Here is a 23,828-nt window from a genome sequence, read left to right as displayed (position 1 = left end):
CGCATTGAGGAAAAATTATGTTGAAGAAGATTGCTGCAGCAGTGGCCTTGGCCGGCGCTCTTGCATTCTCCGCCGCGGCGCCAGCCGTGGTTTCGGCAGCCCCTGTGGCAGACACCGTCAGTACGGTGCTCAGCATTGGTAATTGGCCTGATCCGATGAGGGTCTCGCAGGCTATCGGTAACTGGCCTGATCCGATGAGGGTCTCGCAGGCTATCGGTAACTGGCCTGATCCGATGAGGGTCTCGCAGGCAATCGGCAACTGGCCCGATCCCGTGTAGCTCGACGGCGGCTACCGGAGATCCCGGCAGGCGTTGATAATTCAAATGAAGTGAAGAAATCCCCGGTGGTCTGAAATCGACACACCGGGGATTTCTTTTGCGCCGAGTTCTGCGTGGGCCGTGATATACCCCGAGTCATTGTGCCGGGGTTGTTAACAACACTTGTCTCTAAACCTTGGGCGGGTGAGGAAAACCGGTCAGGGGAATGTTTTCCCGGTTTTCCCGGGCGCCCGAAATGCTCGTTAAATAACGTAGAAGACCTTCCGAGTGGAAGGTCTTCTACCAATTGGTCGGGATGACAGGATTTGAACCTGCGACCTCTTCGTCCCGAACGAAGCGCGCTACCAAGCTGCGCTACATCCCGATCCGCTGCGAAAGCAACTGTTCAAGAATAGCCGATCCCTCCCCGGATGCGAAATCGAAGGAGGCCGCCCCGGGATCAACAACCTCAGACCAGCGAGTCCTTCCAGGCGCCGTGTAAGCGGGCGAAGCGTCCTCCTCCGCCGATGAGTTCGGCAGGGGTGCCGTCTTCTACGATGCGCCCCTCGTGCACCACCAGCACCCGGTCTGCGGTCTCCACAGTAGAGAGCCGGTGAGCGATGATGATCGCGGTCCGCTCGGAGTCCGTTCCGGACAGCAGCCTGCCGAGGCCGGCCTGCACCAGCCGTTCGGAGGGAATATCAAGCGAAGATGTTGCTTCGTCCAGGATGAGCACTGCCGGGGCCGCGATGAATGCCCGGGCAAAGCCGATCAGCTGCCGTTGCCCGGCGGAGACACGGCCGCCGCGTTTGTTGACGTCCGTGTCGTAGCCGTCAGGCAAGGCGGAGATGAAGTCGTGCGCACCGACGGCCTTCGCAGCTTCTTCGATCTCCGCTCGGGTAGCTTCAGGCCGCCCCAAGGCGATGTTGTCCGCTACGGAGCCGCTAAAGAGGAAGGCTTCCTGGGTGACCATCACGACGGCGCGGCGCAGGTCCGCCGTCGAGAGCTCCCGGAGGTCGACGCCGTCGAGGGTCAATGAGCCTTCGGTGACGTCGTAGAAGCGGGCGATCAGCTTGGCGAAGGTCGATTTGCCGGCACCGGTCTGTCCGACGAGCGCTATGGTCTGTCCGGCGGGAATGTGAAGGTCCAGCTTGGGGACCACTACCTTGCCGTTCCCGTAGCCGAACTCGACGCCACGGAAGTCGATTTCTCCGCGGGCACGGGGCAAGGGCACAGGGTTCTTGGGCGGCCGGACCGTCGGGACTTCTTCGAGCAGGCCGGACACCTTCTCGAGCGCGGCCTGGGCGCTCTGGAAGGAGTTGTAGAACATGGCCATCTGGTCCACGGGCTGGAAGAAGCGCTTCGTTGAAAGGATCAGTGCCAGGAGCACACCCACCGCCAGGTCTCCGGAGAGCACCCGGAAGCCGCCGAAGAGCAGGACCACTGCCACGCACACATTGCCGATGAGGACCAGGCCCGGTTGGAATACACCATTGAGGTTGATGGAGCGGACCGTGACTTTGCGATAGTCCTCGGAGAGTTCGGCATACCTTTGGGCGTTCTCCGGCTCCTTGCGGAATGCCTTGATGGCCCGGATACCGGTCATCGTCTCGACGAAGTGCACAATCAGCCTCGCGGACACCACCCGTGATTCGCGGAAGGCGATCTGCGAGTGCTTCTGGTACCAGCGGGCCAGGAAGTACGCGGGGACGCCCGTGGCGAGCATGAGGAGACCGCTGCGCCAGTCGAGCGCAAACACCGTAAATGCCGTGAAAAGCATGAACAGGATCCCGGATGCCAGCGAGCTGACACCCGAATCGAGGAGTTCACGTAGCGCCTCAAGGTCCGAAGTCTGGCGCGCGATGATCCGGCCGGAGGTGTACTTCTCGTGGAACTCCAAGCTGAGCCGTTGGGTGTGCCGGAAGACCCGCAGCCGCAAGTCCAGAAGCATGGATTGGCTCAGCTTCGCCGTGGAAGTGACGTAGAGGGCCGTCAAAATCGCCGTGGCGACGGCCGCCGTCAGATAGAGGACGCCGGCCTGGACCACCGGCATGTTGTTCCCTGCGAGCAGCGAGGGCAGTGCGTGGTCGATGCCGAAAGCGATGATCGCCGGTCCGGCTACCCGGGTGGCCTGCGAGAGCACCACCATGCCCAGCGTCAGCCAGAACCGCAACCGCACCGGGCGGATGAGGGACCCCAGCAAGGCGACCGACCGCCGTCGTACTGCCTTGCTGTCGCTGCGGCTCAGATGGGCGTTGTCTTCATTGGCGGTACCGAACGTGCTCATCGGCGGCCCTCCCCGGCTTGGTCCATGTGATGTTCCGAATCCAGCTCGTGCTCCAGCTCGTCGAGTTCGAGGTCGAGGTCCTTCGGGCCGGAGTCAAGGCTTGCGATCACGTAGCGGTAGTGCGCGTTGTTGGCCAAGAGTTCCGTATGGGTCCCGACGGCGGTGATGCTTCCGTTTTCGAGCAGCGCCACCCGGTCGGCCAGGGCCACGGTCGAGGGCCTGTGCGCGACGATGAGCGTGGTGGTGTCCCGGAGGACTTCGCGGAGCCTGGCAGTGACGAGTTCCTCCGTGTTCACGTCCAGGGCCGATAGCGGATCATCCAACACCAGGACCTTGGGTTTGGCTGCGATGGCCCGGGCGAGCGCGATCCGCTGCCGCTGGCCGCCGGAAAGACTCAGCCCTTCCTCTCCGATGAGGGTCCCGACGCCGTCGGGCAGGGAATACGCGAAGTGCGCCTGGGCGACGTCGAGCGCTTCCTCGAGGGCTTCCTCGGACGTGTCGGGCGCGCCGAGCAGCACGTTGTCCCGGACCGAGCTGGAAAACAGGGTGGTGTCCTCGAAGGCGACCGCCACGACGGTCCTCAGCTGCTCGACGCTGAAGTCGCGGACATCCACGCCGTCGATGGCCACGGATCCTTCGGTCACGTCATAGAGCCGGGGGACCAACTGGAGCAAGGCGCTCTTTCCGCTGCCGGTAATGCCCACGAGGGCCATGGTTTCGCCCGGCCTGATGTCCAGGGTGATGTCGTTCAGGAGCCGGGCGCCGTCGTCGAAACCGAAAGCGGCACCCTTGAAGCTCAAAGCCCCGCGCAGTTCCTTGGGTGTTCTGGGGTTCGCCGGACTGGTGATGGTGTTGGGCGTGTCCATGACCTCGAAGTGGCGGTCGAGCGCGGTCTTGGCGGTCAATGCCATGGCCAGGAGGGTCCCCGAGAACTCCACCGGTGCTGCCACAACAGCCGCGGTGCCGAAGAACGCAACCAGGGAACCGATGCTGAGTTGGCCCGTGGAGACGAGCAGGACGCCCGCCACGAGCCCGACGCCGAGCGCCAGCTCGGGCAGCAGCGTCACAACGAGAGTGAAGGTGGCTTGGTGTTTGGCCTTGGCGATCTCGGTCTGCCTCAGCTCCTCGGCCTGCTCGTTGAAGTTCTCCAGCGCTTCGCGGCTGCGACCGAAGGCCTTGAGCACGCGGATGCCGTGAACGGATTCCTCGACCGTGGTGGCGAGGTCGCCGGCCTGATCCTGGCTCAACCGGGTCACGAGGCTGAAGCGGCGCCGGAAACGGAAGGAATAGATCATGATGGGCACCGCGGCGGCCAGGAAGATCAACGCCAGCTGCCAGCTCATCGCGAACATCACCGCGACGCCGATCACCACGGTCAAGGTGGTCACCACCAGCATGATCGCGCCGAACGCCATCCAACGCCGCAGGAAGTTCAAGTCCGTCATCGCGCGGGACAAGAGCTGTCCTGAACCCCAACGGTCATGGAAGGAAACGGTGAGGTCCTGCAGATGCCCGTAGAGCGACACCCGCATCCTCGATTCCACGGTGGTTGCGGGATTGATGACGAACTGGCGCCGCAGCGCCACAAGCCCGGCTTCTGCGATGCCGAGTGCCAGAACCACGACGGCGGCAATCCAGACAGCGTTGGTAGGGCCGCCAGGGTGGAGGGAGCCGTTGATCAAAACCCTCAGCACCTGCGGGATGGCAAGCGCCATGATGCTGGCGAGCAAAGCGCTGACCAGGCCCAGGAAAAGCCGGGGGAGGATCGGTTTAACGTGCGGATAGAGACGTTTGACGGAGGTGAAGAATGAAGTCTGTTTGGCCATGCCCGCTTCTCAACAGCTTTGTCCCGGCGTTCCGCGCCTGTCCGGCGCGATGCACGGAGGTAGTTTCCTATAGCAACTACCCTATGCCATCGTGTAACAGGATTCACAGCACCATTGCGTTCCGTGATGCGAGGTATTCGGAACCGCCCCTTCCCCCGGACATGCCCGGCTCTGGCAGTCAGGGATGGACATATTGCTGCTATGTCCATTCCTGGCGTTGCGGGATGCGCATGCTCATTGGAGCGGGGTGGACATGTCCATCCTTGGTGTGGCCGGACGGGCATGTCCGGTTATGGGGCTGGCTATTTGCGTGCCGTCAGTGTCAGCAGCACGGCTTCCGGCTTGCACGCGATCCGGACCGGGGCGAAGCGCGAGGTGCCGATGCCGCCCGATACGTTGACCGGCGTCGTGCGTCCGTCGTTTTCCCAGTCATGCAGGCCCTTGGCGCGCCAGGTGGGGAGATCGCAATTGGCAACCAAAGCACCGTAACCGGGGATGCAGATCTGGCCGCCGTGGGTGTGTCCGGCGAGGATGAGGTCTGCGGAGTCGTTCGTGAAATGGTCCAGGACCCGTTGGTAGGGGGCGTGAATGACGGCGACCCGCAGATGCGGGCGGAAGTCCTGTCCGGCGGTGCCTCGTGGCCAGCCGGCATAGCGCTCCCGATTCAGATGGGGGTCGTCCACTCCGGAGAAGTCGAAACGGATTCCGTTGATGGGCAAGGACTGGTGCCTGTTGGTGAGGTCGATCCAGCCCGACATCCCGAATCCCGAACGAAGGCGCGGCCAATCGAGCTCGACTGGATTGTTCTTGACGCGCGACGGGCCGAGGAAATACGTGGCCGGGTTCTTGAACCGCGGGGCGTAATAGTCGTTGGAGCCCGGGACGAAGACGCCCGGGAACTTCAACAGCGGCCGCAAGGCATCCAACAGCGGAACGACGGCGTGGGGGTGGCTGAGATTATCACCCGTGTTCACCACGAGGTCAGGTTCAAGCGCAGCGAGCGAACGCAACCATTCGGCCTTTTTGCGTTGGCTTGGTACGAAATGAATGTCGCTTATGTGCAGCACCCGGAGGGGAGCGGAGCCTTCGGGCAGGATCGGAACGGTCTCCTCCCGGAGCACGAACTGGTTCTTTTCCCAAAGGCCATACGCGAGGCCGGCAACGCCAGCGGTTGCGCCCGCACCGGCAGCTACGGCAAAGCCGCGCCCGATGCTTCGGACGCGGCTTGCCAGCGATTCAATGACGGGCTTCGAGCCGTTAGCCATTGTTCTTCCCGTTGCCATTTCCATTACCGCTCGGCTGAGTGCTCGGCTGAGTGCTCGGAGTGGTGTTGCCCGGAAAATTGTTGCTCGGCGTCGACGGCTTGTATCCTGGCGGATCGAGCAGGTTCGACGGCGGTGCCGGGAACGGGTTGGTTCCATAAGCGGGAGCAACCTGGGACATGTAGTTGGAGAATTGCGGACCCGCGATCATGTAACCGTCGATGCTGGGATAGAGCTTCCCGTTCACGGTGATATTACGGCCGAAGCGGGTTTGACCACCCAGCGGATCGCCGAACCAGCTGGCCGTCGCGAGGCCGGAAGTGTAGCCCACAACCCAGGTGGAGCCGTTGCTGTCATTGGTTCCGGTCTTGGCCGCGATCGGGAAGCTGGTCTTGGTGGAAATCCTGGGCTGGATCAGCGAACCGGAACCCTGGTTAAGCACCTCTTGCATGGCGTAAGCAACACCGTGGGCAACCTCCGGAGAGACTGCGTCGCGGCAATTCGGGGACTGGGCGGGAAGCTTTGCGCCTGTCTGGTCCGTCACGGAAGTGACAGCGATGGGCTCGCAGTATTTGCCGTTGTTGGAGAACGTTGCCATGGCACTGGCCATAGTGAGCGGCGCGGTCTGGGTTGAACCGATCAGGTTACCCAGCGTCGTCATGGGAACCTTCGGGTTGGCATCCGTGACCGCCCCGGACTTGTCGCGTACAGGGTTTCCCCCGTGGATGCCTACGGCGTCGACGATCTTCTGGATGCCGCAAAGGTCCAGTTGCGATGCAGAGGCGAAGGTCGCGGTGTTGATCGAGTTCATCAGGCCGTAAAGGACCGTCATGGAGCGGTAGTGGGTCTCATCGGAGTTCTGGAGGTCGTAACTCCCTGCGACATTGGCGTCGTAGAAGCCATTTTCGGGGGTGGGGCAGGTGTTCCGCCAAGGGAAATTCTGCGGATACTTACGGACTGTGGCATTGATGGTGGTGTTCATCGATTTGCCTTCATTGAGCCATTCGGCAAATGTGAAGGGCTTCATGGTAGAGCCGGGCTGGAATCCGCCCAAACCGTTAAGGTCGTTGCCCTGTGAATCGACCACATCCACGTTGAAATTTTGCGTCTGGTCGAACTTCCCCGGTGCGGGTAGCCACACGGTGTTCTGGGCCATGGAAACGATCTTTCCGCTGCCAGGCTGGACCGAGACGATCGTGGCGCCCCACTTATCCGGGTTGGCCCCCGTAGTGGCATCAACCTGGCTTTGGGCAACGCTCTGGGCTTTCGGATCCAGAGTGGTCTGGATGGTCAGGCCACCTCGTGCGAGGCGGTTGGCGCGCTCGACAGGGGTGGCACCGTACGCCGGGTTGTTCAGGATCAAGTGAAGTACGTAGTCACAGAAATACGGGGCCGTGGCGGCATATGCGCAGCCTTGGCGAGGCTGGGTGACCTTGGTGGTCACCGGCGTCGCGATGGCGGCGTCATAGTCAGCCTTCTTGATCTTTCCCTGGTCCAGCATGAGGCCCAGTACGAGGTCGCGACGCTGTTTCGCGTGGTCCGGGTTCGTCACCGGGTCGTAGTAGGACGGGCTGTTGACCACGCCAGCAAGCAATGCGGCCTGCGGCAAGGTGAGGTCCTTGGCGCTGGTGCTGAAGAACAGCCTCGAGGCGGCCTCGATGCCGTAAGCGTCCTTATTGAAGAAGACGATGTTGAGGTAGCCCTCAAGGATCTGCTGCTTGGAGAACTTCTTCTCCAGCGCGATGGCCAGCTTCATTTCGCGGAGTTTGTCGCCGACGCCCTTGTTGACGCCGTTGAGCTTGACGTCGGAAGCCTTGTCCTGGGAAACGAGGGACTCGTTGATGACGTTGTTCACGTACTGCTGGGTGATGGTGGAGGCACCCTGCTGCTTTCCACGCGCTGTGCTGACGATGGCGCGCATGATGCCGGTGGCGTCGATGCCGCCGTGCTCATAAAAGCGGCTGTCCTCGACCGAGACGATCGCGTCCTTGATGAAAGGACTCATCTGGTCGAGCGAGACCCGCGTGCGGTTCTCGGAGTAGATGGAGGCGATCTGGCTGCCATCCGCGGCCAGGATGGTGGTCGCCTGGCTGGGCGGGTTCACCTGAAGCTCCGCCGGCAGCGTGTCGAAGAACTGAATGGATCCACTCGCCGCACTGCCTGAAACCGCGGCCGCGGGAACGAGCAAGCCCGCCACCAGGACACCACAAATAGCGCTCACACCGAGGAATCCGAGGATCTTTCCAAGAGTGGTGGCAGTGTCGAATAGAGGGTTCCTACGAGTCACCATGTTCACCACTTTACCGGCAAGGGCTAGTCTTTCTTTCATGACCAAATGGGAGTACGCGACGATTCCGCTCATCATTCACGCCACAAAGCAGATTCTGGACCAGTGGGGAGAGGACGGCTGGGAGCTCGTCCAGGTTGTCCCCGGACCCGATGGAAACGGACTTGTTGCATACTTGAAGAGGGAGAAGCAGTAACAATGACAACCCCCGCAGAAGCCACCGTTGGCGCGGATTCCACAGCTCCGGCATCCGCCGTCGAGCAGCGCCTTGCCGAACTGGGACTGACCCTGCCGGCTGTGGCAGCTCCGGTGGCCGCCTATGTTCCGGCCATCGTCTCCGGCAACCACGTCTACACCTCCGGACAGCTGCCCTTCATTAACGGCAAACTCGAAGCTACGGGCAAAGTCTCCAGCGGTGAAGAGGGCCTTTCGGAAGAGCCCACGGTGTCTCCGGAAGACGCGCAGATGTATGCAGCCGTCTGTGCCGTCAATGCCTTGGCTGCCGTCAAGAGCGTCATCGGGGACCTCGATCGCATCACGCGCATCGTGAAGGTCGTCGGCTTCGTGGCCTCCGATGCCTCCTTCACCGGCCAGCCCGGTGTAATCAATGGTGCATCCGAGCTCCTCGGGCGTGTCTTCGGCGACAAAGGGCAGCACGCGCGTTCCGCCGTCGGCGTTGCAGTCCTTCCGCTCGACTCTCCCGTCGAGGTCGAGTTGATCGCTGAATTCAGCTAAGGAACCGGTTCACTCAATTGCCACAACTAGCCCGACGCCTGTTTGCGTTACCCCCTGAACTAGAAGGGGCTGCACGGAATTGGCTTGAGCTCGGCGAACGGGCCCCCCGCGCCGCGCGTTTTGCATCATCTGTAGTCCTGCTCCGCGATTCGCCTACCGGCCTGGAAACGTGGATGGGTTACCGTCCCGGTTCCTCGCCGTTGGGCGTTGTCGCGTTTCCCGGCGGATCGCTGGAACCCACCGACGAGGACGCCCTCGGTTGGTTGGGCCCCTCACCTCAGCATTGGGCTGAGACGCTGGGGACCGCCGACGTCGGACTTGCCCGCCGCCACGTGGTGGGCGCCATCCGCGAACTGTTCGAGGAAACCGGCGTGCTCCTGGCCGGCCCTGACCTTTCCTCCACAGTGGAGGCGACCTCGACTCCCGAGTGGATGAAGGCCCGCGAAGCCGTGGCAGCCCAGGACAAGTCGTTCACGGATGTCCTGGCCAAGCGTGGCTTGTCGCTGCGGACCGACCTGCTCAAGCCGCTCGTCAACTGGCTCAGCCCGGACTTCGCGCACCGGCGCTTCAACACCCGCTACTTCGCCGCCACGCTTCCCGTCAACCAGCAGCCCACACTGCTGGCCAGCAAGGGTGTCTGGGGGCGTTGGGTGTGCGTTTCCAAACTCATGGCCGAGCGCCAGACCACCGCGCTTGGGGACGAAATCGGCCAGGAAAACACGGTTGGCTTGCCACTGGGCCAATTGCTGGTGCCGGGCTCGGAGATCATCCTCGAAAAGATGGCCGCTGCCCAAGGCTGCATTGCGTACCTCAGCTATAAACGGAAGCCACACATGTACCAGCCGCGGCTGGTCGAAGAGGATGGCTCACTCATGCTCGAAGTCGAGGCCGCCCGGACGGTTTCAGGGGAGCCGCAGCGGGAGCGCTGAGCAGTACCGCTGAGCGGGACCGGCGACCTACGACGCCGACGAAACGAAAAATGCCTGGCGACTCCGGAATTCCGGAGTCGCCAGGCATTTTCTGTGTCGTTAGAAATTACCGCGAGCGCTGGCGGAGGCGCTGCATGTCCAGGATGACTACTGCGCGGGCCTCCAGGCGGAGCCAACCGCGCTGAACGAACTCGGCGAGGGCCTTGTTGACCGTCTCGCGGGAGGCTCCGACCAGCTGGGCCAGTTCTTCCTGCGTGAGCTCGTGGGCCACCAGGACGCCGTCGGTCGCGGGCCGGCCGAAGCGGTCCGCGAGGTCCAGCAGGGCCTTGGCGACACGGCCCGGGACGTCCGAGAACACGAGGTCGGACAGGGAATCGTTGGTGCGGCGCAGGCGGCGGGCAAGGGCCTGGAGCAATTGTGCCGACACCTCGGGCCGAGTGCGCAGCAGGGCGTTGAGGCTCTCGTTCTTCAGGCCGGCCAGGCGGGTCTCTGAAACGGCCGTGGCCGTCGCGGTGCGCGGGCTGGGGTCGAACAACGCCATTTCGCCGAAGAGCTCGCCCGGGCCGAGGATGGCCAGGAGGGATTCGCGGCCGTCCGGAGAGGTGCGGCCGAGCTTAACCTTGCCGGACACGATGAAGTAGAGCTGGTCACCCTGATCGCCCTCGCGGAAAACAGACGCTCCGCGTGAAAGGTCCACCTCTGTGAGTTCGTCCGTCAGCAGACGGAAAGCGTCGTCGTCAAGGGTGGCGAAGAGGGGTGCGCGGCGCAATACCTCGATATCCATGAAATCTCCTGAGTAAAAGTTCGGCTGGGGCGCTTCAGCCATTGTTTCAGAATTTTGTCGCCTCTGTGACGTACTTGGCAGCCGAAACGCCCTAAATCACGCGGAAGAGCCCCAAATCCGCACCCCAATCGGCCGGGAATGCCCTGCTAGACGGCGGCTGCGCGATCTGGACGGCAGCTTGCTGCCGACGGGAAGCTGTCAGCCTGTGCAACTACAATTGGGGCTTACTCGGCTGTGAGGAGCTTTGGTGTTCGGCTTGACCATATTGGACCTGGCGTTGATTTTGACGCTTCTCTCCTACCTGATCTACGGACTGCGCAACGGCTTCTTCGTGACGCTCGGAGGAATCGCAGGCTTCGCAGTCGGGGCAGCGGCTGCCTTTATTGCGGTTCCGCTCGTCGGAGACTGGGTGAAGGACAGTGGCTGGAGGCTGACCGCCATTATCGGCTCGGCGGTGGTGCTCATTGTCCTGGGGCACGGTCTAGGTACCTGGATCGGCCAGAGGGTCCGCAAAGCGGTGCGCATCCAGCCATTGCACGCACTTGACCGCGTGTTGGGAGGTTTCGTCAGCTTGATTGTTGCCGCACTGGTCATGTCCATGTTGGCGTTCAGTATCGGCTCCTTGGGTGTGCCCTTCGTTTCGCAGCAGCTCGCAGACTCCAAGGTCATCCGCTTCATCGACACCATGACGCCCACACCCGTCAAGGCGAGCGTGGCGCAATTGCGTTCCACCGTCATGGGCAACGGCATTCCGCAGCTCATCGAGGGCATTGGCCCTGTGGCTCCTGTGCCCGTTCCGAACACCAGCACGGACACTCCCGCACTCAACAATGCGGCCCATTCCGTGTTGAAGATTGCCGGCACGGCCTACCAATGCGGGCAAAACCAGACGGGCTCCGGCTTCGTGGTTTCCCCCGGCCGCGTGGTGACCAACGCGCACGTCGTGGCCGGCGTGTCGCAGCCTGTAGTGGAAATCCCCGACGGCGGTGCGTTGCCTGGTCGAGTGGTCTACTTCGACAGCCAACGCGACTTGGCCGTGGTCGCCGTCGACGGTCTCCCGACGGCGCCGCTGCAGTTGGGTGCCGACCTTCCGGCCGGTTCGCCCGCGGCCTTCGCCGGCTACCCCCACGGTGGGCCTTTCCAGTCCAAACCGGCCGCGGTGGAGGGCATCTCGACCCTGCTGGTCCCGGACATTTATGGAGACAACCCGTCCCCGGAGCAGGTCTACAAGCTGGCCGGAGACGTGCAGCCGGGCAATTCGGGCGGTCCGCTGCTGACGACCCAAGGGCAGGTTGCCGGTGTGGTCTTCGCCAAGACCACTTCGGATGTGGCAGTTGGCTATGCCCTCACTATGGACGAGCTCTCGCCAGTGGCCAAGCAAGCACCTTCCCTGAGCGATGCGGTGTCGTCGGGCCAGTGCACCAAGAAATAGCCCCGCCCACAAAGGGACATGCTCAGCGTTTGATCTGAGCACTGGACATATTGCCAGTATGCCCAGTGCTGGCTGTGAACATTGAGCATGTCCCAAGGGGATGGGCGGACATGTCCAGCCCTGGTCACGAAGACTGAGCATGTTCCATTTGCCAGGATTTGAAAAGTAGCCCTGCCCACCACGGGACATGCTCAGCGCTTGATCTGAGCACTGGACATATTGCGATTATGTCCAGCCCCACCCGCTAAGAATGAGCATGTCCCGAGGGGTGGGGCGCACATGTCCAGCGCTGGCCGCCAAGAATGAGCATGTCCCCCAGGGAACCCTGCTCCGTCCGACGATCTAGACCGCGGTGGCGAGGTAGTCGATGGCCAGCTTGTAGCCCTGGACTCCTGCGCCGACGATCACCGCGGAGCACACCGGGGACAGGTAGGAGTGGTGCCGGAATTCCTCGCGCTGGTGCACATTGGTGATGTGGACCTCGACGGCGGGAATCTGGACTGCTGCAAGCGCGTCCCGCAGTGCCACGGAAGTATGTGTGTAGGCCCCAGCATTGATGACGATCCCGACGGCGGTTCCGCGGGCTCCGTGTATAGCGTCCAGAAGGTCGCCCTCATGGTTGGACTGGACGCAGTCCACTGTGAAGCCGTTGGCCTCGGCGGCTGCCATGGCGAGCTGTTCGACGTCGGCCAACGTGGAAGTGCCGTACTTTTCAGGCTCGCGCGTGCCCAGCAGGTTCAGGTTGGGGCCATTGAGGACGAGGATGGTGCCGCGACCGGCTTCGGTGGCGGTGGGAGCTTCAGTCATGACTCCCAATCTATCGGTGCGCCGAGCCGGTCCGGCGTTTCTTACGCCGCCCGGCTGCGCCGCGGCGCCGACAGCGTAAGAAACGCCGAACAGCGTAAGAAACGCCGAACAGCGTAAGAAACACGCGCAGCGTAAGAAACACCGAACAGCAGCTACTCCGCGGTGCAGCTGAGCAGCAGAGCGTGCTCCGGGTTCAGGACGGGCATCGGAAGCCCCACCTCGGCAAGGAATCGGCCGCTCGCCTGGGCCCCGGATGGCAACCATGCCGGCGGCTGCACCTGGGTGAACGTGCGGGCATAGTCGGCATCGCCGGGGGCCGGGAAAATGGCTTGAACCCTATAGGAACGCTCGGGGTCGAGGCCCGGAATAGCCAGCCGTCCGGGTTGTTCCGCGAACGACGTCCGGGTGCTGACGACGGCGAACAAACCAGCGTCGCCGTCGTCGGACACGACGCCGTGCAGCATCAGCGAGTCGTCCGGAACGTCCGCACGGACGATCCGCCCGCTGTGGATGAGCCCGCGGTGCTCCTTGTACAGGCCGATGAAGCGCTTGAGTTCCTCGCGTTCGGCGCCCTGCACCTGGCGGACATCCCATTCCATGCCGAAATGCCCGAACAACGCGGTGATGGCACGGAAAGAGAGATCGTGCGTGCGGGCCGTGGTGTGCGAGGTGGTCGGACCGATGTGCCCGCCCACCAGTTCCGGTGGAACCACGACGCCGGTCCAGCGCTGGATGGTCTGCCTCTCGAGGGCGTCGTTGCAGTCCGATCCCCAGATCCGGTCGGTCCGCTCAAGGATGCCGAGGTCCACCCGGGCGCCGCCGGAAGAGCAGCTTTCGATCTCGACGCCGGGGTGGGCCTTGCGGAGCTCGTCGAAGAGGCGGTAGGCCGCAAGGGTCTGCGCATGCACGGATGCCCGGCCTGCATGGCCATGCTCGCTGAGGTCCCGGTTCTGGTCCCATTTGAGATACTTGATGTTGTTTTCCCCCAGCAGGGCATCGATCCGTTCGAACACGTACTGCCAGGCCGCGGGGTTCACGAGGTCGATGATGTGCTGGTGGCGCCATTCCAGGGGGAGGCGCCCGCCGTTCTTGTGGGAGAGCACCGCGGGGCCCACGATCCAGTCGGGGTGCGCCCGGGCAACGTCGGAATCCAGGTTGACCATCTCCGGTTCCACCCAAAGCCCGAATTCCATGCCGTGGGAGTTCACGGCCTCGATGAGCGGTGTCAGGCCGTCAGGCCAAAGGGTTTCGTCGACGTACCAGTCGCCCAGGCCGGCGTGGTCGTCACGGCGCCCGCGGAACCAGCCGTCGTCGAGCACGAAGCGCTCAACGCCCAGTTCCGCAGCGGACTCCGCGAGCTCGATCAGGGTGTCCAGCCTGTGGTCGAAGTACACGGCCTCCCAGGTGTTCAGGACCACCGGCCGGGGGTTGCCGGCGGGGAGTCCCGTGGAAGCCGCGGGCAGGACATGATGGGGGCGGGACCGGAACCAGCTGTAGAAGGCTTCGCTGATGCCGTCCAGGCCGCGGTCCGAGTAGGCGGCAAACAGCGCGGGCGTGGTGTAGCCCTCGCCGGGCTGGAGCACCACTTCGGCCGGGCCCAGGAGCTCGGAGCCGCCGATCATGGTGCGGCCATCGGCCACGGTGTCGGCGAATTGTTCGTGGTTGCCGCTCCACGCCAGGTGGGTGGCCCAGACCTTCCCGTGGCGATTGCCGAATCCGGCGGTACCCGCCGCGAAAAGCAGCGAGGAATCGTGCCCCGTGCGCCCGTGGCGTCCCGTCCGCACCCAGGTCCCTTGCTGGACGGCCCGGCGCTGTGGGTGCCGTTCGCGGCACCAGCGCCCGGTGAGGTCGAGGAGTTCGACGGCGTCCGGCCCCACTGGGAGGACGGTGGCCAGTTCGTCGAGCTGGAAGGGAGACGTGCCGTCGTTGACGGCGGTGTGGCGCAGCTCGAGGAGGCCGCCGGGGTGAAGGGTGAGGGTGGAGGTCACGGTGATCCCGGCGTCGGGATCCTTCTGGACAATCACTGCAGAGGCAATCACTGCAGAGGTGACCGCTGCAAAGCCGACGGCGGAACTGGCGTCAGTCTGGACGTCCACCACGCGAAGCCGGAGCGAAAAGTCCAGTCCCGGGACGCCGTCGGCGATTCTCTGGCCACGCAGGCCCGGGCGGCCCTGCCAGGCGGAGGAGCCTTGGGGGAGGAGCGCTGCCGGTACGTTGGCGTCGACGGCGGAGTGCGGGATGGGTTCGCCCAGGATGGCGAGGTCGGGGAGGGTGCTGCCGAGATCGGCGCCCCAGTGGATCACTTCGGCCTCTCCGCTATCGAAACTGACCACCAGGCTTGTGCCGGCGGAACGGAGGTGGAGCGGGTCCATGGGCTGGTTCACTTTCAGAGAGTCGTGTGTCGCGTTACGAGGGAGTGGAGAGTCCGGGCGCCGCCGTCAAAGGAGTGAAGCGGCGGCGCCCGGACTGGTTTTCAGGGGCTGGTGTTACTTGAAGAGGTTGTTGACCTGGTTATTGGCATCGGAGAGGGAGCTGGCCGGCTTCTTGCCGCTGAGTACGGCGTCCATTGCGGGCTTCATGATGCCGTCAACTTTTGCAGCCTTGTCCGCGATGGGGAAGAGGAACGTGGTCCCGTCTTTGACCTGCTGGGTGAATGCGGAGACGTCAACACCCTTGGCTGCGAAAGCCTTGGCGGCCAAATCCGAGGACGCGCTGATCGCCGGGAACACGACGGCCTTGTTGGCGACGACGTCCTGGCAAGCTGAGGAACCAAGGTATTCGACCCACTTGGTGGCTGCTGCGGGGTTCTTGGTGCCGGCCCAGATGGAGTCGGCCAGGCCGTTGAACATGGATGCACGCTTGCCGCTTGGACCGACCGGGGTGGGAGCGAAGGCAGTCTGGATGCCCTTATAGCCGGTGTACTGGCCGATCATCCAGTCGCCGGAGGTGTTGATGGCGGCCTTGCCGGCGCCGAAGTTGTCCGCCACACTGGCGCCGACGGTGGTCTCAAGCTTGGGCATGTAACCCTTGTCCGCGAGCCCGGCCCACCAGGCGATGGTCTCCTGGAACTTGGGGTCGTCGTAGTTGAACTTGGTGCCCCACGGGTTCTTGTCGGTGGCGGTCCAGCCGGTGGTGGCTGCCAGGAAGCTCCACTCGGTCTGGCCCTGGCCGGAACCGCTGCCCGCCAAGCCCAGTCCGTAGACGGCCACGTTGTTCTTGTCGAAGCCTGCTTCGTCTCCGCGCTTGCCGTTCTTGTCGACGGTCAGGTGGGCGATGGTCTTTTCGTAGCTGCCGCCGTCTTTGGGGTTCCAATCGAGCTTGGCCATCTGCTCGGCCGTGATGCCGGCGGAATCGGTCATGGCCTTGTTGTAGAAGAGGCCCACGGTGTCCCAGTCCTTCGGGAGGCCGTAGCGCTTGCCGTCCTGACCCACCCAGAGATCGGCCAGGCCCTTGTTGTAGCTGTCCAGTTTGACCCCGTCCTTGGCCACTGCGTCGTCGAGGGCCAGCAGCTGCTTCTTGGAAGCAAACTCCGGGTACTTCGACAGGTGGTCAGTGAAGACATCCGGAGCGGTACCGGACACGAAACCGTTGGTCAGGGTGGTCCAGTAGTCGTCCCAGCCGCGCTGGGTGATTTTGACCGTGATATTCGGGTTGGCCTTGGTGAAGTCACTCGCGCACTGCTGGTAGGCCGGGAGCTGGTTGGCATCCCACAGCCAGTAGTTGATCTCGCCCTTGGCTTCGCTGGAGGCGGGGGCGGACCCGCCGCCACAAGCGGAGAGTGATAGTGCGGCCGCGACAGCGACGGTGACGGCAGCTGCGACGGTGCCAATGGATTTCTTCATGGTGGACCTTTCAGGGGGTTGCGATAGAACGGGGCAGTGCTGGCGGAGGACTTACTTGATGCCGGAGAAGCCGATGGAGTTGACCACCTTCTTGCCGAAGGCGATGAAGAGGATCAGGACGGGAAGCGCTGCCACGAGGGTGGCGGCCATGAGCCCGCTCCAGTCCGGCGCCCCCTGCGGGGACTGGGATTTGAAGACGCCCAGGCCCACGGTGAGGACGCGGACACTTTCGTCCTGGCCCACCAGGAGCGGCCAGAAGTACTCATTCCACTGACCGATGAAGGTCAGCAGGGCCAGGGTGGCCAAGGGTGCTGCGGCGTTGGGGATCACGATCTGGAAGAAGATCCGGAGGTGCTTGGCGCCGTCGAGCATGGCGGCCTCTTCCACTTCGCGGGACATGCTGAGGAAGAACTGGCGCAGGAAGAAGATGGCGAACGGCGTCATGAACATAAAGGGCAGTGCCAGTCCGGCGAAGGTGTTGAGCAGGCCCAGGTTCTTGATCATCAGGAAGTTGGGCAACGCCGTGAAGATCGGCGGGACCATCATGGTGGCCAGGAAGATCGCGAAGACCTTGTTCCGGCCGGGCCAGCGCAGCCTGGAAAAGGCGTAGGCGGCCATTGCGCTGAAGAACACCTGGCCCGCGGTGGTCATGGTGGCGAAGATGATCGAGTTGCGCAGGTAGAGCCAGAAATTGATGTCGGCGCCGGAACCGCCTTCGGCGATGGCTTGCTCGGGGCTTTGCAACCCGAAGACCCGCTGGAACGCGCCCCAGCTGAAATCGGCCGGAAGGAGGTTGCCGGCGTTCGAGGCCAGCGAATGGTTGCTGGACAATGCTGTCCGGAGCATCCAGAGGAACGGAGCGACCGTGACCACGACGGCGGTCACTACGAGGATCCAGGCGCCTGCGCGGCGCCAGTTGAAGGGTTTCGTGCGGGGGCGGCGCGACTGCGGGGACCCGACGACGGCGGTGGCTGACTCGCGGGAGTGGCGGGAATTGGTGGAGGTACTCATGGCGGGGTTTCCTTAGTCCAGGTCCGTCTCGTTGCCCTTGAGGAACTTCATCTGGATGAAGGCCACCAGGGCGAGAATGATGAAGAGAATCACGGACAGCGCTGAGGCGTAGCCGAAGTCGGACTCGCCGAAGGCCTTCTGGTAGATGTACATCTGGATGACCCTGGAGGCATTGACAGGTCCGCCTTGCGTAGTGACAGCCACGGTGTCGAAGACTTGGAATGAACCGATCACGGTGACCACCAGGACCAGGGCCAGCACCGGGCGAAGGAGCGGCATGGTGATGCTCCAGAAGGTGCGGGTGGGGGAGGCCCCGTCAAGGTTGGCTACTTCGTAGACGTGGTTGGGGATGGACTGGAGTCCTGCGAAGATCAGCAGGGCGGTGTAGCCCATGTGCCGCCAGACGTTGACGAAGGCAATGGTGGGAATGGCCCACTGTTCGCTGCCGAAGAAGGCGATGCGGGGCAGTCCCATCCAGCTGATGACTTCATTGACGATGCCCAGCTGGTAGTCCAGCATCCAGAACCAGAGCAGTGCGACGATCACGTTCGCCACCAGGAACGGCAGCAGCAGGACGCCGCGGATGAAGGTCGATTTGGCCACGCGGTGCATGAGGAGCGCGAGTCCGATGGCGATGACGGTCTGGAAGCCGATGTTCAGTGCCACGTACTGCACGGTGACCGCCATGGCGTTCCAGAACAGGTCGTCGCTGAAAATCGTCGTGTAGTTTTTCAGGCCGATCCAGGTGGGATCACCCAGGATGCTGTACTCGGTGAAGCTGAGGTAGATCCCCCGGATGGTGGGGACCAGGAAGAAAAGAACGAAGCCGATCATCGCCGGGAAGATGAAGAGCAACGCGATCTTCAAGTCACCGATCCGGCGAATGCCGAACTTCGCTGGTTTGCCCGGTTGGGGAAGCGCGGCGGGCTCCGCTTGTTTGGCAAGGGTGGTCATCTTCGACCCTTTCCTGACTGTGATGTGGGTTACAACTGATGGAAATCTACACGAGTAGATATGAAGGGGTCAAGTGGATTTGTGAAGTTTTGTTCGATTATTTTAGATTTCTTGCTTTTTGTTGACTCGAGTAGATCCCGGTGATTCACTGGCCTGAGTCACTCGTTGAGCCCCTCCCGGCCTGGCGAGGGCATTCTGAAGCCATCCACATGAATCGAAGGGCTAACAATGACGTTTTCAATGGGAGTAGTAGGCCTTGGCCAGTTTGGCGGCCAATTTGCCCACCTCTTCAAGCTCCACCCAGGGGTTTCCGCGGTCTACGCAGTGGACGAGCTCCCTGAACGCGCGTCCAAAGCTGTTGAACAGCTGGGGCTCGACGGCACCATGGGCAGTTTCGACGAGTTGCTGGCCTCCGACGTCGACGCCGTCGCCATCTTCACGCAGCGTTGGACGCACGGGCCGCTGGTGATCAAGGCGCTGCGCGCCGGGAAGCACGTCTATTCGGCCGTTCCCATGGCAATCTCCGAGGAGCAGATCGCCGGAATCATCGACGCCGTGCGTGAAACCAAGCTTGTCTATGCCATGGGAGAGACCAGCTTCTACAACCCCGCCACCGTCTATGCCCGAAAGCAGCACGCCGCCGGCAAGTTCGGGCGCATCTTCTACACCGAAGGCGACTATGTCCACGACATGGACCTGGGCTTCTACGAGGCCTACCAGTACAGCGGCGGCGAAAACTGGAAAGCAACTGCAAGCTACCCGCCCATGCTGTACCCGACCCACGCCATCGGAGGCGTGCTGGGCGCCATACCGGGACACGCCGTGAGCGTCAGCTGCATCGGCGTCAAGGACGATCTAGGCGACGGCGTCTTCGACAAGGAAGTCAGCATGTTCGACAATGACTTCTCCAACGCCACGGCGCTGTTCGAAATGAACGACGGCGGCGTGATGCGCACCAATGAGATGCGCCGCGTCGGCTACCCCTCGCACATTCGGGAATCGCGCTTCCGCTTCTTCGGCACGGAGGCAAGCTTTGAACAGCTGGCCACCACCACGCTGTGGCAGGACAAAAAGGGAGTGCTCGACGTCTCGGACCAGGTGGAGACCAAGCCGAGCATGTCGGCCGATGACCCCTCGCTGGCGGACGTGGCCCCCGAACTTCGCGGTGCGTTCATCTCCGGCCTCGCCCCGGTGCATGACGCCGGCCGGCTCCCGGTTGAATTCGAGGGAGCCCCCACCGGGCACGAAGGCAGCCACCAGTTCCTGGTGGACGACTTCGTCACGGCCGTGAACAAAGGAAGCCTTCCCCCGGTCAACGCCTGGGTGGCGGCGCGCTTCACGCTTCCCGGCGTCGTGGCTCACGAATCCGCCCTCCGCGGCGGCGAGCGGCTTCCCATCCGCGATTTCGGCGATGCTCCGGAGGCTTTGTAGCTAGCATGATCCAATGACTACTTCGGCAGTGCACACCCCGCGCGGACCGGTGACGCGCAAAGACGTGGCCCGGTACGCCGGGGTGAGCACCGCCGTCGTGAGCTATGTGGTGAACGGCGGCCCCAAGAAGGTGGCGCCGGCAACGGAAGCGAAGGTCCAGGAAGCCATCCGGATTCTGGGGTACCGGCCGAATGCCGCCGCGCGTGCGCTCAAAATGGGGTCCAACCAAACCCTCGGCCTCGTGATTCCCGACTCCAGCAACCCGTTCTGGGCCCTGCTGGGACACGCGGTGGAAGTGGCTGCCGCCGAGCGCGGATATGCCCTGCTGTTGACGAATTCCGACAACAACCTGGACTCCGAACGCCGCCACATACGCAACCTCGCTGACCGGCAGGTTGATGGAGTGGTCCTGGCCAGCGTCATGTTCGAACCCGATCTACTGGAGCTTTTCGGCACGGAAATCCGCTCGGTCCTGCTGAACCATGCCTCGGTCGCTCCCGGTTTCAACAGCGTGGGCGTGGACCTTGAAGCCGGCGCCCGCCTGGCCGTGGAACATTTGATCGGCCACGGACACACCAACATCGGACTCGCCATGGGCATCACGGCGGACAACGAGGCTGACGGGCGCGAGGAGGGTTGGCGGCGGGCGCTGGAAGCTGCCGGACTCCCGGTTGGGCCGCTCGCCCGCGGCGGGTTCGACCGTCCCGGGGGCTATGCTGCCGGACAACGCCTCCTGGCCATGGACAACCGCCCGACGGCGATCTTCGCCAGCTCCGATATGCAGGCCATCGGACTCCTCCGGGCGATCCGCGAGGCTGGCTTGTCCGTTCCGGACGATATCGCCGTGGCGTCCTTCGACGGTTCGATCGAGGCCGAATACAGCTGGCCGGCCCTGACCACGGTGGAGCAGCCCGTGTGGGAGATGGCAGAGGCCGCAGTATCCGCGCTGGTGGGCGAGAACCGCAACGAACCCCCGCGGCACAGGGTCTTCCCCACCCAGCTCCGTATCCGGCAATCGTGCGGGTGCCCCTAACGCCCTCCCCAGCCCAACTAGCTCGCATTTGTTGTCGTTTTGAGGGCTCATAACGACAACAAATGCGAGCTAGTTGGGGCCGGCCCCGCTAAGGTGCGGCGATCCTGAGCTTCCCGACGCCGTCGGCGAGGATGCGCCGCGCATCCTCGCCGAGATGCGAATCCGTCACGAGCACGTCGGCTTCCTCCAGCTGGGCAATCGAGGCGATGCCCACCGTTCCCCACTTGCTGTGGTCCGCCAAGACCACCACGTTGCGGGACGCACTGATGAAGGCCCTGTTGGTTTCGGCTTCCTGCAGGTTGGGCGTGGTGAATCCCGCGTCGGCATCCATGCCGTGGACGCCCAGGAACAGCGTGTCCAGGTGCAGTTGCTTCAGCGCGGCCGTGGCGATGGGACCCACCAAGGCGTCCGACGGCGTCCGCTCGCCACCCGTCACGATGACCGGGAAACCCTCCCGGGAACCCGAGGCATTGTGAAAGAGATCCGCAATCCTGATGGAGTTCGTCACCACCGTGATCCGTGGCCCCTCAAGGAGCACCTTGGCGAGCTCGTAGGTGGTGGTTCCGGCGCTCAGGCCCACGGCCATGCCCTCATGGACCAGGGTGGCGGCCTCGACGGCGATCGCGTGCTTTTCCTCGATCAGCTGGGTTGACTTCAGTTCGAAGCCGGGCTCGTGGGTCCGGGCATCGCCGGGTATCTTGGCCCCGCCATGGATACGTTCGACGAGTCCGGACTCCTCGAGCGACTCAATGTCGCGCCGAACTGTCATGGCTGAGACGCCCAGCAGTTGAGCGAGGTCCGAGACACGGACAACCCGTTCACGCTGGACGGCGTCGACAATGGCGGTGTGGCGGGCTGCCTGAAGCATCGGAGCCTTTCTGGACGACGGCGGGTGGCTAGGCGGAAGTGGCGACGACGGCGACGCCTCCGGCAGTAAGGTTTAGCGTACCTCCGGTGGGTGTCCCGCTCAGGAGCTCGACGCCGTCGAGCGCCACCTCCGCGTCCTGCGCGCTGTGGTTGATGACGAAGGTCCAGTCCTTGGTGCCGTTGCTCCTGCGCACGATCTCCACGTCTTCCGGAGGCCGAACACCCAGAACCGGCTCCACGCCGGCGTCCGAGGAGATGAGCTGCACCAGTTCGGCGAGCCCCTCGCGGCCCAGGCTCGTGGCCACGTAATAGGCGGCGCCGCGTCCGGCGGATCCGGCCCGGCGGGTCACTGCCGGCGAGCCGCCGACGCCGGACCCGGCAGTGGCTGCACCGCCGTCGAACGTGGCAAGAACCTCCGCCGCGGTTGCCTTACCCAGCTCGCTCCAGACCGTCCCGGAGCCGAAGCGGCTCAAACCGACGGCATCGCCGGATCGCAGGGGGAAGAATTCCTCCATGCTCACGCCGAGAAGTTCGGAGAACGCCCCTGGATAGCCGCCGCCGTTGACAGGGTCCATGCGGATGTGGTCGTTCTGGTCGACGATTCCGGAGAAATAGGTGATCACGAGGGTTCCACCGGCTTCGACATACTCGTGGAGTTTTGCCGCGCGATCATCCGTGACCAGGTACAGCATGGGCGCGATCACTAGTTTGTAGCCGGAAAGGTCATCGGTGCTTTGCCTGAAGTCCGTCGTGACGCCGGCCCGGTAGAGGGCATCGTGCCAACGCCGTGTTTCCGGGAGGTTCCGGGCGTCCTCGCTGGGGTGCGAGTCCAGTTCGGTGCCCCAGCGGGCGTCGGTGTCGTGGATGATGCAGGCTTCGGCCTGGACAGTTGAGCCGGCCACCTCCGAAATGCTCTCGAGTGCACGGCCGAGCTCCACCACTTCGCGCCACACTTTGCTGTCGCGGCCGGCATGGGGGACCAGTCCGGAGTGGTACTTTTCGGCCCCGGCGCGGGAGGCGCGCCATTGGAAGAACAGCACGCCATCGGTTCCGCGGGCCACGTGCTGCAGGGAGTTACGCAGCATTTCGCCCGGCGCTTTGGCCACATTGCGGGGTTGCCAGTTGACTGCCGAGGTGGAGTGTTCCATCAGGAGCCAGGGTTTGCCCTGTGCCCAGCCCCGCGTGAGGTCAGCCGTCATGGCCAGATCCTGGAAGTTCCGTTCGTCGGCGGCGATCAGATAGTGGTCATTGGACACGACGTCCATGTGTCCGGACCAGCGCCAATAGTCCACAGGGGCGTTCAGGCCCATGTTGAAGCCCATGAAATTGGTGGTCACCGGGTGCTTCGAATGTGCCCTGATGATGTCTGCCTCTGCGTTGAAGCACTCAAGCAGGGCATCGGAAGAGAACCTCGCGAAATCCAGTTGCTGCGTGGGGTTCACCCACGTTCCCGAGCGGCGCGGCGGCAGGATTTCGGCCCAGTCGTAGTAATGCTGGGACCAGAAGGCCGTTCCCCAGGCCTCATTGAGCGCGTCAAGGCTCCCGTACCTGGCCTGGAGCCATTCCTGGAAGCCACGCTCCGCGTGCGGGCCGAAGTCCGGTTGGTTGTGGCAGCCGTACTCGTTGTGGACATGCCACATCACGACGGCGGGGTGCCCCGCGTAGCGCTGCACGATCGCCGTCGTCAGGGCTGCTGCCGCCCGGCGATAGTCCGGCGAGCACGCCGCGAAGGCCTGGCGCGAACCATAACTTTGCCGGACGCCGCCGGCATCCACCGGGAGTGAATCGGGGTACTTGCGGCTGAACCAGGGCGGGGGAGAAGCGCTCGCATTCGCGAGATCCACACTGATGCCGTTGGTGTGGAGCAGGTCAAGGATCCTGTCCAGCCAGCCGAACTCGTACCGGCCTTCTTCGGGCTCCAGAAGGGCCCAACTGAAGATGCCGACACTGACCAGGTTCACTCCGGCTTCCTTCATGAGGGCGACGTCGTGTTTCCAGACCTCTTCGGGCCATTGTTCGGGGTTGTAGTCGCCGCCGAAGGCGATCCGGCCGCCCAGCTTGTCCACGATGTAATCCATTGCCAT

19 protein-coding genes and 1 tRNA gene are annotated in these 23,828 nt (G+C 63.5%); 7 read left to right on the top strand and 13 right to left on the bottom strand.

All coding sequences use genetic code 11. The features are described 5' to 3' along the window. Positions 1-17 precede the first annotated feature (17 nt). Entirely contained in the window at positions 18-278 is a 261-nt protein-coding gene (locus tag LFT47_RS17990; protein WP_236812788.1) for a hypothetical protein, read from the top strand. A gap of 287 nt (positions 279-565) precedes the next feature. Here LFT47_RS17990 and LFT47_RS17985 read toward each other — a convergent pair. The 5 genes from LFT47_RS17985 to LFT47_RS17965 all read right to left on the bottom strand — a co-directional run bounded on the left by LFT47_RS17985 (position 566) and on the right by LFT47_RS17965 (position 7,961). Further along, positions 566-642, bottom strand: a tRNA-Pro gene (locus tag LFT47_RS17985). Between the two features lie 84 nt (positions 643-726). Next, positions 727-2,544, bottom strand: coding sequence for an ABC transporter ATP-binding protein (locus tag LFT47_RS17980; RefSeq protein WP_236812787.1), 1,818 nt, complete (start codon positions 2,542-2,544; stop codon positions 727-729). Continuing rightward, entirely contained in the window at positions 2,541-4,370 is a 1,830-nt protein-coding gene (locus tag LFT47_RS17975) for an ABC transporter ATP-binding protein (protein ID WP_236812785.1), read from the bottom strand. The genes LFT47_RS17980 and LFT47_RS17975 overlap by 4 nt, the downstream gene beginning before the upstream one ends. A gap of 302 nt (positions 4,371-4,672) precedes the next feature. Further along, on the bottom strand, positions 4,673-5,635 hold the full coding sequence (locus LFT47_RS17970; protein WP_236812783.1) for a metallophosphoesterase: 963 nt from the start codon (positions 5,633-5,635) through the stop codon (positions 4,673-4,675). Then, complete coding sequence (locus tag LFT47_RS17965) at positions 5,628-7,961, bottom strand: transglycosylase domain-containing protein (protein ID WP_236812781.1); 2,334 nt, start codon at positions 7,959-7,961, stop codon at positions 5,628-5,630. The genes LFT47_RS17970 and LFT47_RS17965 overlap by 8 nt, the downstream gene beginning before the upstream one ends. Between LFT47_RS17965 and LFT47_RS17960 the strand changes: the two genes are divergently transcribed. The 3 genes from LFT47_RS17960 to LFT47_RS17950 are packed head-to-tail and all read left to right on the top strand — an operon-like array spanning position 7,960 to position 9,583. After that, positions 7,960-8,115: a DUF4177 domain-containing protein gene (locus tag LFT47_RS17960; RefSeq protein WP_009359196.1), complete on the top strand. Its 156-nt coding sequence runs from the start codon at positions 7,960-7,962 to the stop codon at positions 8,113-8,115. The genes LFT47_RS17965 and LFT47_RS17960 overlap by 2 nt on opposite strands. A 2-nt stretch (positions 8,116-8,117) precedes the next feature. Next, a complete protein-coding gene (locus LFT47_RS17955; protein WP_236812779.1) occupies positions 8,118-8,654 on the top strand; it encodes a RidA family protein in 537 nt (178 codons plus the stop codon). Positions 8,655-8,671: 17 nt separating this feature from the next. Continuing rightward, complete coding sequence (locus LFT47_RS17950; protein WP_236812777.1) at positions 8,672-9,583, top strand: NUDIX hydrolase; 912 nt, start codon at positions 8,672-8,674, stop codon at positions 9,581-9,583. 106 nt (positions 9,584-9,689) lie between these two features. Here LFT47_RS17950 and LFT47_RS17945 read toward each other — a convergent pair whose 3' ends face one another. Beyond that, on the bottom strand, positions 9,690-10,367 hold the full coding sequence (locus LFT47_RS17945) for a Crp/Fnr family transcriptional regulator (protein ID WP_011775987.1): 678 nt from the start codon (positions 10,365-10,367) through the stop codon (positions 9,690-9,692). A 247-nt stretch (positions 10,368-10,614) separates the two neighbouring features. Between LFT47_RS17945 and LFT47_RS17940 the strand changes: the two genes are divergently transcribed. Next, positions 10,615-11,799: a MarP family serine protease gene (locus tag LFT47_RS17940; RefSeq protein WP_236812774.1), complete on the top strand. Its 1,185-nt coding sequence runs from the start codon at positions 10,615-10,617 to the stop codon at positions 11,797-11,799. A gap of 342 nt (positions 11,800-12,141) precedes the next feature. On the opposite strand, the gene aroQ is transcribed toward LFT47_RS17940, so the two are convergent. The 5 genes from aroQ to LFT47_RS17915 form a co-directional block, all read right to left on the bottom strand. After that, positions 12,142-12,606: a type II 3-dehydroquinate dehydratase gene (aroQ, locus tag LFT47_RS17935; protein ID WP_236812772.1), complete on the bottom strand. Its 465-nt coding sequence runs from the start codon at positions 12,604-12,606 to the stop codon at positions 12,142-12,144. A gap of 152 nt (positions 12,607-12,758) precedes the next feature. Beyond that, the gene (locus LFT47_RS17930; RefSeq protein WP_236818676.1) at positions 12,759-14,978 is read right to left on the bottom strand and encodes an alpha-galactosidase; all 2,220 of its coding nucleotides are present in this window, start codon (positions 14,976-14,978) and stop codon (positions 12,759-12,761) included. Positions 14,979-15,092: 114 nt separating this feature from the next. Next, the gene (locus LFT47_RS17925) at positions 15,093-16,448 is read right to left on the bottom strand and encodes an ABC transporter substrate-binding protein (protein WP_236812770.1); all 1,356 of its coding nucleotides are present in this window, start codon (positions 16,446-16,448) and stop codon (positions 15,093-15,095) included. 51 nt (positions 16,449-16,499) lie between these two features. Further along, the gene (locus LFT47_RS17920) at positions 16,500-17,459 is read right to left on the bottom strand and encodes a carbohydrate ABC transporter permease (protein WP_236812768.1); all 960 of its coding nucleotides are present in this window, start codon (positions 17,457-17,459) and stop codon (positions 16,500-16,502) included. Between the two features lie 12 nt (positions 17,460-17,471). Further along, positions 17,472-18,413 (bottom strand): carbohydrate ABC transporter permease, encoded by a 942-nt coding sequence (locus tag LFT47_RS17915; protein WP_236812766.1) that lies wholly within the window; start codon positions 18,411-18,413, stop codon positions 17,472-17,474. A gap of 228 nt (positions 18,414-18,641) precedes the next feature. Between LFT47_RS17915 and LFT47_RS17910 the strand changes: the two genes are divergently transcribed. Further along, positions 18,642-19,844, top strand: a complete 1,203-nt coding sequence (locus LFT47_RS17910) for a Gfo/Idh/MocA family protein (RefSeq protein WP_236812764.1) — start codon at positions 18,642-18,644, stop codon at positions 19,842-19,844. A gap of 13 nt (positions 19,845-19,857) precedes the next feature. Continuing rightward, positions 19,858-20,877, top strand: a complete 1,020-nt coding sequence (locus tag LFT47_RS17905; RefSeq protein ID WP_236812762.1) for a LacI family DNA-binding transcriptional regulator — start codon at positions 19,858-19,860, stop codon at positions 20,875-20,877. Positions 20,878-20,965: 88 nt separating this feature from the next. On the opposite strand, the gene LFT47_RS17900 is transcribed toward LFT47_RS17905, so the two are convergent. Beyond that, on the bottom strand, positions 20,966-21,745 hold the full coding sequence (locus LFT47_RS17900; RefSeq protein WP_236812761.1) for a DeoR/GlpR family DNA-binding transcription regulator: 780 nt from the start codon (positions 21,743-21,745) through the stop codon (positions 20,966-20,968). 28 nt (positions 21,746-21,773) lie between these two features. Beyond that, on the bottom strand, positions 21,774-23,828 hold the full coding sequence (locus LFT47_RS17895; protein ID WP_236812759.1) for a beta-galactosidase: 2,055 nt from the start codon (positions 23,826-23,828) through the stop codon (positions 21,774-21,776).

It is taken from the genome of Arthrobacter sp. FW306-2-2C-D06B, from assembly GCF_021789175.1.
Lineage (GTDB): Bacteria > Actinomycetota > Actinomycetes > Actinomycetales > Micrococcaceae > Arthrobacter.
This window is presented reverse-complemented; position numbering and strand designations above follow the sequence as displayed.